Origin of the sequence: Dorea sp. OM07-5, assembly GCF_003481355.1 — a bacterium.
Taxonomy (GTDB): domain Bacteria; phylum Bacillota; class Clostridia; order Lachnospirales; family Lachnospiraceae; genus Dorea_D; species Dorea_D hominis.
Map to the genome: position 1 here is coordinate 126,266 of NZ_QUKZ01000004.1, position 13,832 is coordinate 140,097.

Below are 13,832 nucleotides of genomic sequence, written 5' to 3' on the forward strand. Positions count from 1 at the left end.
ATGGATCGTAAGATAAAAACACGCCAAGTCCATAAGGATATTAAAGTATTAGATAAGACGGTTACAGTGACAGACCATATTAAGCAGTCCTATGTCAGAACAAAAGAAAATGTCATGCAATCGACAGAAAGACCTAATGACAGAGAGAATAATCCAGTGGGGTATGCAGAAGATGCGGCCAGCGAGTATGCTGACCGCATCTTTCACAAAACAGGGCATCAGGTACGCAGACAGGCAGGAAAGATTATTGAACGGAAGAAAGAGAAAGCTTCTGTTTCTTCGACAGGCGAAGAAACAGTTTACCAGCCGAAAGAACAAATACGACCAGTACCGTCTTCAGGCGAAGAAAAGGCACAGGAGCAGGGGAAAGAACTTGCTGTCAAAAAAATCAAGACCATTGAGCGAGATAAAAGAACCATCAAGACCGGGAGAGCATCGGAACAGGTAGTAAAGAATACCGGAAAAGGTACCATCAAGACTTCTGGGAAAGCGGTCAAGACTGCAGAACAAACAGCAAGGACCAGTATCAAAACATCGGAGCAGACAGCAAATGCTTCTGTCCGGGCAATGCATTATTCCATGAAAAAGGCAGAAAAAGCAATGCAGACAGCAAGACAGACAGCACGGGATACCACGATTGCAGTGAAAAAGACAGCAAAAGCGGTAACACATGCGATAAAAGCGTTGATTGAAGCTACAAAAGCATTACTGAGTGCATTGACTGCAGGTGGTTGGATTGCAGTTATGATTTTGATTATCGTCATTTTATTTGGTGGTTTTCTATGCATGACAGGTGGGGATAATTCCAGTACGGTTTCTTCCGTCAGTGCAGAAGTAGAAGCATACGAACCACTAATCCGACAGTATGCAAATCAATATGGCATTGGAGAGTATGTGGAACTGATCAAAGCCATTATGATGCAGGAATCCGGTGGGAGAGGACTTGATCCGATGCAGTGTTCAGAAGGGAGCTTTAATACAAAATACCCCAAACAGCCGAATGGAATCACTGATCCAGAGTATTCGATTTCTTGCGGAGTGCAGGAGATAAAAAGCTGTCTGGAACGTGCAGGGGTAAAAAATCCTCTGGATATGGAAAATATTAAACTGGCATTGCAAAGTTACAACTATGGAAATGGATATCTGGAATGGGCGAAAGCCAGAGGTGGATATACCCTTGCAAATGCAGCAGAATTTTCTGATATGATGGCACAGAGAATGGGGTGGAGCAGTTATGGGGACAAGCAGTATGTACCGCATGTGCTTCAGTATTATGCATTTGGAAGAATCCCGACAGGCATCGGTAATCAGGCAATCGTTCAGGTAGCAGCATCTCAGGAAGGAAAAGGCGGAACAACCTACTGGAGTTGGTATGGATTTGGAAGCCGAGTAGAGTGGTGTGCCTGCTTTGTGTCATGGTGTGCAGACCAGAGTGGTTATATCCAGAGTGGAGCTATTCCAAAATTCTCTCTTTGTTCGGACGGTGTGAAATGGTTTGAAAGTAAAGGCAGGTTCCGGGACGCCAGTTATACCCCGGCGGTAGGAGATATTATTTTCTTTGACTGGGGGAATAATGGAACGATTGACCATGTTGGAATTGTAGAGAGTGTCAGTGGTGGAACCGTCAATACCATAGAAGGTAACAGTGGAGATAAAGTGGCAAGACGAAGTTACAGTATCGGAAGTAGTAATATTTATGGATATGGTGTTCCGGCATATTAAAAGGCAGGAGAAAAAGTGTGATAGTCTAATGGTGAATCTGGAGTATACAATTCCTGAAAATAGACTTGACTTTTAAATATTACAAGCGTAAGATTTAAGAAACAAAAAAATTAGAAGAAAGGAATATCTATGAAAAATAGACGAAAAAAGCAAAATATCCAAAAATCTTACGCTTGTAAGATTTTTGGGCTGATAGTAGCTATAACAGTAATTGCTGTTTCAGGAGGTGTTTTATTAAAAAGGACGATAACGGAATCACCAGAAGACACACTTGTGGAATATATGAACCATATTGAAAAAAAGGAATATGAAGTAATGTATACTATGATAGATTCAGATGAAAAAGTTTATCTGACAAAAGAAGAATACATACAACGAAATTCTAAGATATACGAAGGAATAGAGGTCAGTGACATTAAAATCAGTCATATAGCTGTGAAAGAGAAAAAAGCAGATACAGTTACGCTTTCGTATGAAACATCATGTAATACAATTGCCGGAACAATACAATTTGACAATATGGCGGAACTGAAGAAGACGAAACAGGGATATAAATTAGTATGGCAGGATAGCCTGATTTTTCCAGATTTAGAGAGTGATGATAAAATAAGTGTTACTACATCAAAAGCGGAGAGAGGAGAAATATTAGACCGAGATGGTAAAATGCTTGCAGGAAAAGGAGTAGCAACATCAGTTGGCATTATACCGGGAAAGCTGGAAGAAAGGAATGTATCTATTGAAAAAATAGCGGAGTTATTAGAGATAGATGTAGAAACAATAAATAACAAACTCACAGCAAAGTGGGTAAAAGAAGATTCTTTTGTACCAATTGAAACTATTCCGAAAGTAGAAGAAATAGATTTAATGAAAATACAGCCAGAAGAAAAGACACTTGAGGAACAGGATTGTCAGAATAAACTTTTGGAAATTCCAGGGGTTATGCTATCAGATGTGGAAGTTAGAACCTATGAGTTAGGGGAAGCAGCAGCTCATTTAATTGGTTATGTACAGTCTGTAACAGCAGAAGATTTGGAAAATCATCCAGGGGAAGGATATTCAGCTGAAAGTGTAATCGGAAGATCTGGGGTGGAAAAGTTATACGAAAAGCAATTAAAAGGAAAAGATGGTTGTGATATAAAGATTTTGGATAGTGACGGGGAAGTAAAAGAGGTTCTTGCAAGTATTTTTAAAGAAGATGGTATGGATATAAGATTAACGATAGATTCCGATTTGCAAAAATCATTATACGAGCAGTTTAAAGAAGATTCGGGGTGTTCTGTCGCAATGAATCCTTATACGGGAGAAGTATTGGCTTTGGTAAGTACCCCATCTTATGATAATAATGAATTTATACGGGGCATATCATCAGAGAAATGGACATCATTAAACGAAGATGAAAAGAAACCATTATATAATCGTTTCCGTCAAGTATGGTGTCCTGGCTCAACATTTAAACCAGTTGTGGCAGGAATTGGGTTGAAAACGGGAAGCATAGATCCAAAAGAAGATTTTGGAAATGAAGGTTTGGCATGGCAGAAAGATTCGTCTTGGGGATCTTATCAAGTGACAACACTTCATGAATATGAACCGGTTATTATGAAAAATGCAATTATCTATTCTGATAATATTTATTTTGCAAAGGCAGCTCTTAAAATTGGTAGTGAGAATTTTATGAATACTTTAAATGAAATAGGATTTAATCAGAATATGCCGTTTGAGATTGCGATGCAGGAATCAACATATTCCAATACAGATAAAATAGAAACAGAAATACAATTGGCAGATAGTGGTTATGGGCAAGGGCAGATTCTTGTAAATCCATTACATCTGGCAAGTATTTATACTTCATTTTTAAATGAAGGGAATATGATAAAATCGTATTTGAAATACAAAGAAGAAGCATCTGGTGAAACATGGATAGAAAATGCGTTTAGCAAAGAAAATGTAGAAGAAATTATGCAAGGGGTGGAAGGTGTTGTAAATGATCCGGAAGGAACCGGATATGCTGCACATCGTGACGATATTTTGCTGGCTGGAAAAACAGGGACAGCCGAGTTGAAGGCAACGAAAGAAGATACTTCTGGCAAAGAAATCGGGTGGTTTTCGGTGTTTACGGCAGATAAAAGCGTGGACAAACCAATTCTTCTTATCAGTATGGTTGAGAATGTGAAAGGAATCGGTGGAAGTGGTTATGTTGTTAAAAAGGATGCAACCGTATTGGAGGAATATTTTGAAAAATAAAAAAATTTTTACAGGGAATTATTACATATGTAAGAAAATTGCGATGATATTGATAGTTCTTATTGTTTTTACAGGATGCGGCCAAAATCGAATTACGGAAAAAGAAGAAAAGAAAGAAACCGTAGAATCTGAAATGAATGCAGAAGTAAAAAAAACAGCGCAAACTTTTCGGTCTGTTTATATGAAGGAGAAGTCGGAGTTAAATACATTAAAGGCGAAAAGAAAAATTATCAATTGTCTGGAAGAGAAAGGATATGCGGCAGTAGATTGTGATAATCAGATTGATATGGTCAATCGTGAAAAAGTAGAAGAATTTTGCAAAGCAGCGGAGAAAGAAGAACAGGCAGCAGTTGATATTGTTGTTGTATTTGATGAAGGGGAAATTATACAATATCATTTAGAGTCAATGAATGGAAAGATAAATGTTCGATTATGTCAGGTTAAATGGAAAGATAATAGTCCACAGGCTAATTATTATGATGAATATGAAGCATATGAGTGGAAATATACAGAAAAAGGATATTTGTTTCTGGAGGAATATCGCCCACCGGGATTTGATGGAGCACCGGGTGAAACTGGATTCAGAGTGCAGCCATTAGATAAAACATGCCGGGAATTGAATCGAAAATATGTTATGCCGTTGGGGTATGCACTTAATAATCTGTTGATTACAAATTGGGATAACCAGAATTATACGGAACTTGATTTTTATGATCTTTATGAAAAAATGTATTATATGAAATATGGAAAGCAAGTTCCATATGAAGCAAATTATGGTGGAGCAGAATATGAAGTTCCAGAAGATGAGTTTGAAGAGGTTATAAAGACCTATTTACCATTTAGTAATACCGAGATTGAAAAGGGAACTTTTTATAACTCTAATAATAAAACTTTTAGATACAGACCGCGAGGGTTATATGATTGTGAATTCCCATATGAGCCATATCCGGAAGTTATCTCATATGAAAAATTACAAGATGGAACATTAAAACTTACGATAGAAGCAGTATGGGAAATCAGAATGGTAGATCAGGCAATCACCAGTGAATTGATGATAAAACCTATGGAAGACGGAAGTTTCCAGTATTTATCAAATAAGGTAATCAGTTCAGATCAAAATGCAAATGCAGGGTGGTATATGCCAAGGTTAACAGAAGAAGAGTGGGAAGAGAATTACAGTAATAATTAGGGGGCAATATGAAAAGAAAAAGTATTTTGTTAGTACTTTGTATAGGAATGATTCTGACTTCCTGTGAAAGTAAGATATCGTTAAACAGCACAGATGTAAAAAATGAGAATAATCAGAAAAACACTACCATGGAAAATCCGGATAAGGGATATAATCTACCAATCGATGAAGACAAGAAAAAGGAAGTTGTGAACGATTGTGAAGAAATTATGGGCATTGTCCGAGATATTTATTCTGAATATAATGGAATACAAGAAGCAGATCAGAACACTGCTGAGCAAATGATGAATCGGATGAAAGAAATTATCAAACAAAATGGGAATCCGGTCATTGGTTCCGATCATTATTCTGTTATGGATAATTATCAGAAGATGGAACAATTTTTAAAATCTGCAGAACAAGAAGAAAAAGGAAGTGTAATTTTATATGAAGCAGATACAGATGGTGGAATTACCAGAAAAGAATATAGTTATGATGGAAAAGAAATGAGTGTGATGTCCGCAAAAATGATCTGGAGTGAGGATACAGAGCCTGTACTTACATACATATCGCTATCAAAAATAAAAGAATGGGCATATACTGAAAATGGGAATTTCTGTTATGAATTATGCGTACCTGAACCACCGGAAGTGACAGAGATTGTAGATGGAAGTTGTATTATCCGGGTAAAGCCTTTGAGTGAGGAGTGTCGGGAATATTCAAAAAAATATGTGAGTACGTTCGGCTATCAGGGAAACAATCTGTTATGTTCAAACTGGAATGCGGAGGATATGCAGGGGTTGGATTATAATGGACTTTATGAATATTTTTATCAAATGAAATATGGAGAAAAATTTACTGCAGAAAAAGAGGTTGTGGGAATTCCAGCAGAAGAGTTCGAAAATGTAATTATGACATATCTTCCTGTTACAAAAGAAGAATTGAAAGAATGGGCGGTCTACGATGAACAAAGTAATATGTTTATCTGGGAACGATTGGGATGTGGTAATTATTCACCAACACATTTTGGCTTGTCTTTACCGGAAGTAACAGAAGTCAGGAACAATGAAGATGGAACCATTGTTTTGACAATTCATGCAGTATGTGATTCTGTTGTATGTAATGATGTTGTTATTACACACGAACTTACGATGAAAATTCAGGATGATGGAACGATTCAGTATGTTGGAAACAGGATTTTAGATAATGGTATTGATAATATACCGAGGTATCAGTACCGGTTAGGTAATTTGCAGAATTGATCAGTAGAGAAGAATGAAATAAAGAGAACTGATAACGGGAAATTATGCTATCAGTTCTCTTTATTTATTTCCAAATACCAAGATTAGAAAGTACAGATTCTGTTATTTCGGTAGCCTGACTTCCAGTTGCACCAGAAGAGGATTGAATATTTGTTGCGAAGTAGTAAGTATTATTCGCTGTTTCAATGTATCCGATAAACCAGCCATTGACATCTTTACCATTGACACGCCCAGTTCCTGTTTTCCCGTAAAGAGAACCGGAAGAAGTAGTGGAAAGCAGCAGAGCTTTTTTTACTGCCTGGATATTTTTACTGTCAAAATGAAAATTATTTTGATAGAAATCCTGTAACAATTCCACCTGTTCTATGGGTGATATCTTCAGAGAGAAATCTGTCCAATAGAGATTTAGATTTGTTCCAGTATTCTGATTCCCATAGTTTATTGTCTGTAAAAATGTTCTTACGGCTTCAAAACCTGCCTGTGAATCAATTGCCTGAAAATACCAGTTTACGGAATTATGTATAGCCGAGGTTAAATCTTGATCGGCTTCCCATGAATTAAAAGGATATGGTTCTCCATTCCATGTGAAAGTGGAATGTTCTGGTGTAATAATTCCAGATTCCAAGCCAAGTAATGCATCATATATTTTATAAGTCGAATTCGGTGATACACGTGTGGAAGCATGCTCCATATTATAAATATTCCATTTATCAGCAGACTGATCATATAAAACAAAACTTCCAGTGTAGTCCCCAAAATTGGAAGAAAGATTTAGCTGAGTAATATTCTTTTCGGTTGTGTCAAAATGATACCCAGTTTGATCAGAAGCATAAACAGAAAGTATGGGAATGTATCCAATGATGATAGTAGAGACGAATATGCATATAAGATATCCACGAATTTTTTGTTTAAAAGTAGGTTGGTGGAATGATGCAATATTTAAAATGCGTCCTTTTAACTGTTTTATATTTCCACTAATTCCCATAGTAAGAGGGAATGGAGACAGAGCTATTGTTTCGGCAAAGTTAATCAGTGTATTTCCATATGACTTGTATTCTGTTTCTTTCAATAATTGTAATACAGCACTGTCGCAGGCAAGTTCCCGTTCCTGTCGTATTCTTTTTAGAAAATACCAGATTAGGGGATTGAACCAGTAGAAAACATTTGCTGTGTTTATCAGATATCCAACTAGAATATCTTTATGCTTGTAGTGTTGTAGTTCGTGCAGAAGCATATATCGAAGATCCGTTGCGCTTATAGTTCCGGCATTAAAATCTGAAATCAGGTGAATTGGAAGATAAATGCGAGGATGCAGGAAACCAGCCAAAACAGGAGATTTCAAAAATGCTGTACTATAAATCGGAATGGTATGCTTGCTGTTCACTTCGTTTAAACATTCTATATAAAGAGCGTTTAGTTCTTCATTTTGAAGAGGTAAAGCAGAACTATGTAAGGCTTTTACTTGTTTTACTGAGCGGTAGAGAAGAAAAAACATTATGAATATACCGATACTCCAGAAAAATACAAGTAATGTGTGAATAAAAGTTGGTATTTGGGTGCTGACAGAGACAGCAAAATCATTTATTTTATCCAAATTATAACCATTACCAGAAAGAAAAGTGGTTTGAATGTCACCATTGGTACTTGAACTGGCTGTCAGCAAATGTCTCCACGATATAGAAGAGGGGGCAGAGTTTATCGGTAAAAAGGGAACAATTAGAACGGCAAGAAATATAATCGAAAGATTATATTGCATACGTGCGGATAATTGCCTTTGCAATAAATTTTTTAATCCCAGTAAACTACCTAAAAAAATACAAATGATGGCATTACAGAGTAAAAATCGAAAACTAAAATATATCAAAATATGCTCCTCCCATGGTTAATGATTGGAAAGAAGATTCCGTAAGCTGGCAATGTCTTCTTCAGACAATTTATCATCCTCAATGTAAGAGGCAAGCATAGAAGTGATATTACCATTATAATATCGCTTTAAAAAAGAATTACTTTCCTGTCGAATATATTCGTCTTCCTTGACCAATGGAGTATAGACAAAAAACCGGCTTTGTTTTTCATAGGTTAGTGCTTTTTTAGAAACGAGACGTTTAATCAATGTCTGAATTGTTTTAGGACTCCAACTGGAAATTTGTGTTAATTTTTCAGTAATTTCATTGGTGCTGATTGGTGCGTATTTCCAAACGATTTTCATAACTTCAAATTCAGCTTCTGAAATTTGAGGCAGATTGCTCATGTGATATTCCTCCAAATCTTACAAATGTAATAAAAATATTATATATCTTAAAAGGTTATTCTGTCAACGAAATAAAAACTTGACTTTAAATCTTACAAATGTAATAATATATAAAAATTACACTTGTAAGATTTGGAATATGAAAGGTTTTTATAAAAATGGGAAGGGTAGTTGTTGTAACATTTGATGAAAATGAGGAAGAAAAATTAAATGAATTATTACATTTTCTGTCTGCTAAAAAATACTCTGAGATGCCTGGTAAACAAAATAGGGTACTTGATTATGGAGCATTAAAAATAAATGCGGAATATCGTTCTGTAGAAAGTAATGGTGAGCTGGTTCAATTGACGAATTATGAATTTGAAATATTATATTTGCTGGCAAAAAATCCAGGACGGATATTTTCAAAGGAACAAATATATACACAGGTGTGGAAAGAACCATATTATGGGGCAGAAGATAATGTTATGGGCATAATTCGGAGAATCAGAAAAAAGATTGAGCCAGATTCTGCAAAACCAAGATACATTTTAAATGTATGGGGTATGGGATATAAATTTAATGGTGAATTGATGAAATGATGGAATATAAAATTGGGCATAATAAGTAAAGATACCAAAAAAAGCAGGAGAAATTTTTATGGAAAATGATATTTGGAATGAAATATCCTCTTTTTTGAACCAGTTGCGTTGTGAGAATATAAACAGAGAAAGTTATATCTATTTCCAAGAACTTGCAAATATTCAGTTGAAGAAGAAAATGGAAAAAGAAAAGGTGAATAAACTTCTCGATCATATAAGTTATGAGGACAGGGAGAAGTTGAAGCAATATGGAGAAATTTTGGAAGAAGAAGCGTTTGTGTCAGAACAAAGGGCATATTGTCAAGGATATGTAGATTGTATTCAGTTATTGGCTGGTTTAGGACTCTTGAAAAAATCGACGGATATGGAAAAAATAATTAGCGAGATGAAAAGCAATTAAGTGTGTCGTGGAGGGAAATGTAGTATTTGATAGATAATAGGATGTTCGTAAAGAAGAAACAGTTATGTTATATCAAGTTGTAATGATATAGCATAACTGTTTTTAACATATGGTAATAGTATTTATTCCACTAATTTTAAATATCGGTAATTATCAGCTATTTATCGGTATTTTACAAGTTTTATTTTGTATCATTAGTAGTGTCTACGTTAGAAATAAAAGGATTAGAATCTAGCAGAGCTGTCGTAGTTGCAAGAATTACCTGTAACTGATAATCATTGCACTGATTTAAGAGCCGAAGAATCTGATCATATGTAGAATTATTTTTATTCTGATTTGGATAAACGTAGTCATCAGCAGAAATATTTAAAGTCTGCATGGTTTTACAAAATAATTCCAGACTGGGACCGCCTTTATGGCGTTCGAGGTCTCCAAGATAAGCCGCCGATATTCCGAGTTTTTCAGCAAGAGCTTCTTGTGTTAAATGCATTTCCATACGCCCTTGTTTTACTAAAGTGGCAAATAATGTTTTTGGAATATCCATGTTTGTATACCTCCATAAACTTAGTGTATTACCCTAAATTTGAAAAGTGAAAAGGGTGTAACATTAGAAAAAACACAGGGTATTACCCGATGAATGAGAAAGCATACAAATCTCTTTCGGTTAAAAAAAACAGATTCCGAAAGAGCAGTATTTGTATGCTTATTTTCTTTTCCGGAATCTAACCGGAGAAAATATGGTTCTTAGCAAGAGTTCAGCTAAAAAATTCTGTTCAACAGAAGGTATTCAATTAAAAAAATCTCAACAATTTCATTAGTAAATGTTGGAATTGAAACTAGGGTAAGAGCCAATAATGAATCCAGGGTAATAAAATATCGAATTAAATGCGTCCATAGGAGTGAAATCTGTCAGGGCGTTTTTTGTTACCTAAATATTGAGAATGAGCAATTCAAAATAAGGTCGATTGTTCGTATTCGTGCCCCGCCTACTGATCTGAATTCAAAAAAATTCAGATTGGAGGAAAGGTCATGGAAGGCAGACAGCCTAAAAGAAGAAAAGATAAATATAACCCATATGAAATCTATGAGAAGGACGGAAAATATTATGTTTCATTTCGTAATGGTGAAAAAGAGTACAAGGATTTGGAAATAGGAAAGAATGTATATGAAGCTTTTAATACGTTTGAATTGCAGGATGTGTCGCATATGAATGTTGTGGACAGGCATTTGGAACAGTCAGAAATCTGGGATTCCAGTTTATATGAACGGGTATTTCAGAAAGAGGAAGGTGTAGAGGATACTGTTCTGAATAAACTGGAAGCGGAACGTTTACATAGTGCAATTCAGCAGTTGTCGGAAATTCAGAGAAGACGATTGATGAAGTATTATTTTGAAGATAAGAATTATGAGCAGATTGCACAGGAAGAAGGCTGCTCTTTTCAGATGGTAGCAAAGTCTGTAAAAGCAGCAATCAGAAATTTGAAAAAGATTTTGAGATAGTGGGTTGAAAAATAGCGTTTAAGTGAGGAAACAGGTGGAAAGAGAAATATTTTGATCCACCTGTTTCTTCTTTTGTCACGAAAAGACTGGGGAGCGGGAAGAACCTTGACAAATTCATATACATTCATCAGGCACATTCCTGTTGTTATCGTGATGAGCGTAAGCCACATTAACAAATACGCCATAACACAGGCTGGGTAAAGACAGCGAAATCCCACCCGTATACTTCCTTTTGGTTTCAGTTTGTATTACCCGGACTGTTGAGCGAAAAATATCTGGTTATAATTGTCAGATTGCTTCTGGCAGGGCGATGACAGACAACAGGCATAATGATACTCCTGTCCGGTCATAAAGTCGTGTATACAAAATATTTCTTTGATGCCGCAACAAGTGAGGGCAGCTTCAGGAGATCCCTGGAGAGGAAAACTCCCAATCCCATATATTTATTTTAGATAAAATCCTGTGGAGCTGATTAGCAGTCAGCCGTCTGATGATTTCCCAATTACAAGTCGGGGCGTCGGGGACAAATAGGCTTGTATTTTACATATTTAGGGATAACAACAGTTAGAAAGACGAGAGGAGATATAGCAAAGATGGAAGATAGAAACGTCAGGCGTGGGGATATTTATCACGCCGACCTTGATCCTGTATTTGGAAGTGAGCAGGGCGGTTATCGTCCGGTGCTGGTGATTCAGAATAATATAGGAAATCAATACAGTCCGACAGTGATCGTGGCAGCAATTACAAGTAAAGAAAAAATGAAACTGCCGACACACATTGCAGTCCCGGAAATGGAAGGTTTGGAAAAGGATTCTGTAGTGCTGTTGGAGCAGCTTAGAACTTTAGATAAAAGACGGTTGGAAAATTATGTGTGTACCTTAGATCGTACTGAAATGGAGAAAATCAATAAAGCAATCCGAAGAAGTACCGGGATACCGAAGATAATTGAAAAACCGTTAGTCGTGAGCTTGTGCAGAGTATGTGCAGGCAATTTTTATGAGGTGCCGGGACGTTATATCCGGCGGGTGAATCCGGAGCAGCGATATAAGGAATTATGTATGTTCTGCAATGTCCGGAATGGGTACGACTATTATATAGGAAGAAAGAACAAGTAACACGTAAAAGTCAAGTGTGCGATTTGAAAATTCGCACATTGGACGATGTAGACGAAAATGGATATCTTAGTGGTGTACCGTTTTTAGATGTTACACAGCTAAAAACTACCGGTAGTAAAGCGCAAAGATTAGGACGAGGAGGATAACGTCATGGCAATGATAGAGAATGAAATGGAAAAGAAAGTATATAAAGTAGAAGATGTTCAAAATTTGCTTGGGCTGGGACGCTCCAAGGCATATGAATTTATAGAAAATGTTTATTATGACAGAAAACCATTCCGGGTGTTGAAGATTGGCAGATCTTATCGTATCCCATGCAATTCTTTTGATAAGTGGCTGAATGGAGACGAGGAGAGAGAAAGAGTGAGAGCAGAATGAAACAGAAAGAAACGCAGCAGGAGACAATGTCAAAGGAAAAGAGAGTTGTCTTTTTTGAAGGAAAATCATGGTATCACAGAACCAAAGAGCTGCAGGACGATCTGACGACAAAATATGGGAAAAAAGGTGGCTTTGAAACGCCGGAAGAAGCAGAGAAAAGTTACTGGGAATATGAAAAAAGATACCAGAAGAAGCAGAGAAATCTCCAGATTGCAAAAATGCAAAAGACAGATGTGATGCTTGGGGATTATCTGGAATACTGGTTTGAAAATATTTTCAGTCCGAGAATTGAGACAACCACGAGAATGGTTGGAGCATATACCTTATATAATCTGATTCTTCCGAGTATGGAAGCGGATATCAAATTAAAATACATTTCAGTAGAGTATTTAGATGCTCTACTGGAACGTGTCGCAAAAATCTGTCCTTCAGCGGGAAATAAAGGGCGGGAGCTTTTGAGCATCGCCATGAAAGATGCAGCAGGAGATAAGTTCATAAGCTATAATCCAATGCCTGAGACAAAGCCATATCCGAGAGCAAAACCAAAGGTAAGGGTATTAAGCAAAGAAAAATTGAAAGTTTTTCTTGAAGCTGCGAGCAAGAATCCTTGGTATCTGGAAATTTTACTGGGACTGTTTTGTGGGTTACGAAAAGGAGAAATTCTTGGATTGAAATTTCAGGATTTTGATTTTGAAAAACAGACCGTCAGAATTAGCAGACAGCTTGTTGGAAACCTGAAACTGAAAGAAAAAGAATTTACGGTTACGGAATATGCTGTTATTGAAAGGAATCCAAAGACTGAGAACAGCTACCGGATATTGAGAGTGCCAAAAGTGGTGATGCAGGAAGTAAAACGCAGACAGCAGTTGATTGAATTGCGAAAAACTGATCCGGGCATAGAATACAAGAATTTTGATTATGTATGTTGTCAGGAAAATGGCGAACCCCGATCATTAACGGCAATGAATCAGGCACTTACGAAAATCTGTAACAGAAATGGATTGGCAAATATCACCGTACATGGACTCAGACATATGTTTGCGACCATTTTAATTGAGCTTGGAGTTCCATTGTTTAAAATATCTGGTCTGTTAGGTCATAGTTCCGTTCATACGACTTACGAATATTATTGTGAGATTATGGACGAGCAGGATAAGATTATTGCATTTGTAAATAATACATTTGTACCACAACGAACGGGAACGGAGGGATAG

Annotated in this window: 13 protein-coding genes; 10 read left to right on the forward strand and 3 right to left on the reverse strand. The window is 36.6% G+C overall.

Translation table 11 applies throughout. From position 1 onward, the window contains the following. The 4 genes from DXC04_RS05315 (at position 1) to DXC04_RS05330 (ending at position 6,393) form a co-directional block, all read left to right on the forward strand. Positions 1 to 1,722 carry a lysozyme family protein gene (locus DXC04_RS05315; protein WP_118660302.1) on the forward strand — a complete coding sequence of 574 codons (1,722 nt, stop codon included), beginning with the start codon at positions 1 to 3 and terminating at the stop codon, positions 1,720 to 1,722. Between the two features lie 129 nt (positions 1,723 to 1,851). Then, positions 1,852 to 3,963, forward strand: a complete 2,112-nt coding sequence (locus tag DXC04_RS05320) for a penicillin-binding transpeptidase domain-containing protein (protein ID WP_118660304.1) — start codon at positions 1,852 to 1,854, stop codon at positions 3,961 to 3,963. After that, positions 3,929 to 5,152 carry a DUF6070 family protein gene (locus tag DXC04_RS05325; RefSeq protein ID WP_118660390.1) on the forward strand — a complete coding sequence of 408 codons (1,224 nt, stop codon included), beginning with the start codon at positions 3,929 to 3,931 and terminating at the stop codon, positions 5,150 to 5,152. Before DXC04_RS05320 ends, DXC04_RS05325 begins: the two co-directional genes overlap by 35 nt. An 8-nt stretch (positions 5,153 to 5,160) precedes the next feature. Further along, positions 5,161 to 6,393: a DUF6070 family protein gene (locus DXC04_RS05330; protein WP_118660306.1), complete on the forward strand. Its 1,233-nt coding sequence runs from the start codon at positions 5,161 to 5,163 to the stop codon at positions 6,391 to 6,393. A 64-nt stretch (positions 6,394 to 6,457) separates the two neighbouring features. On the opposite strand, the gene DXC04_RS05335 is transcribed toward DXC04_RS05330, so the two are convergent. Both DXC04_RS05335 and DXC04_RS05340 read right to left on the reverse strand, forming a co-directional pair. Then, complete coding sequence (locus DXC04_RS05335) at positions 6,458 to 8,257, reverse strand: BlaR1 family beta-lactam sensor/signal transducer (RefSeq protein ID WP_118660308.1); 1,800 nt, start codon at positions 8,255 to 8,257, stop codon at positions 6,458 to 6,460. An 18-nt stretch (positions 8,258 to 8,275) separates the two neighbouring features. Next, on the reverse strand, positions 8,276 to 8,644 hold the full coding sequence (locus DXC04_RS05340; RefSeq protein WP_117860781.1) for a BlaI/MecI/CopY family transcriptional regulator: 369 nt from the start codon (positions 8,642 to 8,644) through the stop codon (positions 8,276 to 8,278). A 158-nt stretch (positions 8,645 to 8,802) separates the two neighbouring features. Between DXC04_RS05340 and DXC04_RS05345 the strand changes: the two genes are divergently transcribed. Then, the gene (locus DXC04_RS05345) at positions 8,803 to 9,225 is read left to right on the forward strand and encodes a winged helix-turn-helix domain-containing protein (RefSeq protein WP_028087872.1); all 423 of its coding nucleotides are present in this window, start codon (positions 8,803 to 8,805) and stop codon (positions 9,223 to 9,225) included. 58 nt (positions 9,226 to 9,283) lie between these two features. Beyond that, positions 9,284 to 9,625 carry a hypothetical protein gene (locus tag DXC04_RS05350; RefSeq protein WP_006428643.1) on the forward strand — a complete coding sequence of 114 codons (342 nt, stop codon included), beginning with the start codon at positions 9,284 to 9,286 and terminating at the stop codon, positions 9,623 to 9,625. A gap of 181 nt (positions 9,626 to 9,806) precedes the next feature. Here DXC04_RS05350 and DXC04_RS05355 read toward each other — a convergent pair whose 3' ends face one another. Next, positions 9,807 to 10,169, reverse strand: coding sequence for a helix-turn-helix domain-containing protein (locus tag DXC04_RS05355; RefSeq protein ID WP_006428642.1), 363 nt, complete (start codon positions 10,167 to 10,169; stop codon positions 9,807 to 9,809). Between the two features lie 485 nt (positions 10,170 to 10,654). On the opposite strand from DXC04_RS05355, the gene DXC04_RS05360 reads away from it, so the two are divergent. The 4 genes from DXC04_RS05360 (at position 10,655) to DXC04_RS05375 (ending at position 13,832) form a co-directional block, all read left to right on the forward strand. Continuing rightward, positions 10,655 to 11,125: an RNA polymerase sigma factor gene (locus DXC04_RS05360; protein ID WP_064786979.1), complete on the forward strand. Its 471-nt coding sequence runs from the start codon at positions 10,655 to 10,657 to the stop codon at positions 11,123 to 11,125. 593 nt (positions 11,126 to 11,718) lie between these two features. Beyond that, complete coding sequence (locus DXC04_RS05365; protein WP_009243963.1) at positions 11,719 to 12,240, forward strand: type II toxin-antitoxin system PemK/MazF family toxin; 522 nt, start codon at positions 11,719 to 11,721, stop codon at positions 12,238 to 12,240. Positions 12,241 to 12,390: 150 nt separating this feature from the next. Beyond that, positions 12,391 to 12,618 (forward strand): helix-turn-helix domain-containing protein, encoded by a 228-nt coding sequence (locus DXC04_RS05370; protein WP_005337954.1) that lies wholly within the window; start codon positions 12,391 to 12,393, stop codon positions 12,616 to 12,618. After that, entirely contained in the window at positions 12,615 to 13,832 is a 1,218-nt protein-coding gene (locus DXC04_RS05375) for a site-specific integrase (RefSeq protein ID WP_055181881.1), read from the forward strand. The genes DXC04_RS05370 and DXC04_RS05375 overlap by 4 nt, the downstream gene beginning before the upstream one ends.

Coding starts and splice junctions, on each gene's coding strand:
- DXC04_RS05315 (WP_118660302.1), top strand. CDS start 1: ATGGATCGTAAGATAAAAACACGCCAAGTCCATAAGGATATTAAAGTA.
- DXC04_RS05320 (WP_118660304.1), top strand. CDS start 1,852: ATGAAAAATAGACGAAAAAAGCAAAATATCCAAAAATCTTACGCTTGT.
- DXC04_RS05325 (WP_118660390.1), top strand. CDS start 3,929: ATGCAACCGTATTGGAGGAATATTTTGAAAAATAAAAAAATTTTTACA.
- DXC04_RS05330 (WP_118660306.1), top strand. CDS start 5,161: ATGAAAAGAAAAAGTATTTTGTTAGTACTTTGTATAGGAATGATTCTG.
- DXC04_RS05340 (WP_117860781.1), bottom strand. CDS start 8,644: ATGAGCAATCTGCCTCAAATTTCAGAAGCTGAATTTGAAGTTATGAAA.
- DXC04_RS05345 (WP_028087872.1), top strand. CDS start 8,803: ATGGGAAGGGTAGTTGTTGTAACATTTGATGAAAATGAGGAAGAAAAA.
- DXC04_RS05350 (WP_006428643.1), top strand. CDS start 9,284: ATGGAAAATGATATTTGGAATGAAATATCCTCTTTTTTGAACCAGTTG.
- DXC04_RS05355 (WP_006428642.1), bottom strand. CDS start 10,169: ATGGATATTCCAAAAACATTATTTGCCACTTTAGTAAAACAAGGGCGT.
- DXC04_RS05360 (WP_064786979.1), top strand. CDS start 10,655: ATGGAAGGCAGACAGCCTAAAAGAAGAAAAGATAAATATAACCCATAT.
- DXC04_RS05365 (WP_009243963.1), top strand. CDS start 11,719: ATGGAAGATAGAAACGTCAGGCGTGGGGATATTTATCACGCCGACCTT.
- DXC04_RS05370 (WP_005337954.1), top strand. CDS start 12,391: ATGGCAATGATAGAGAATGAAATGGAAAAGAAAGTATATAAAGTAGAA.
- DXC04_RS05375 (WP_055181881.1), top strand. CDS start 12,615: ATGAAACAGAAAGAAACGCAGCAGGAGACAATGTCAAAGGAAAAGAGA.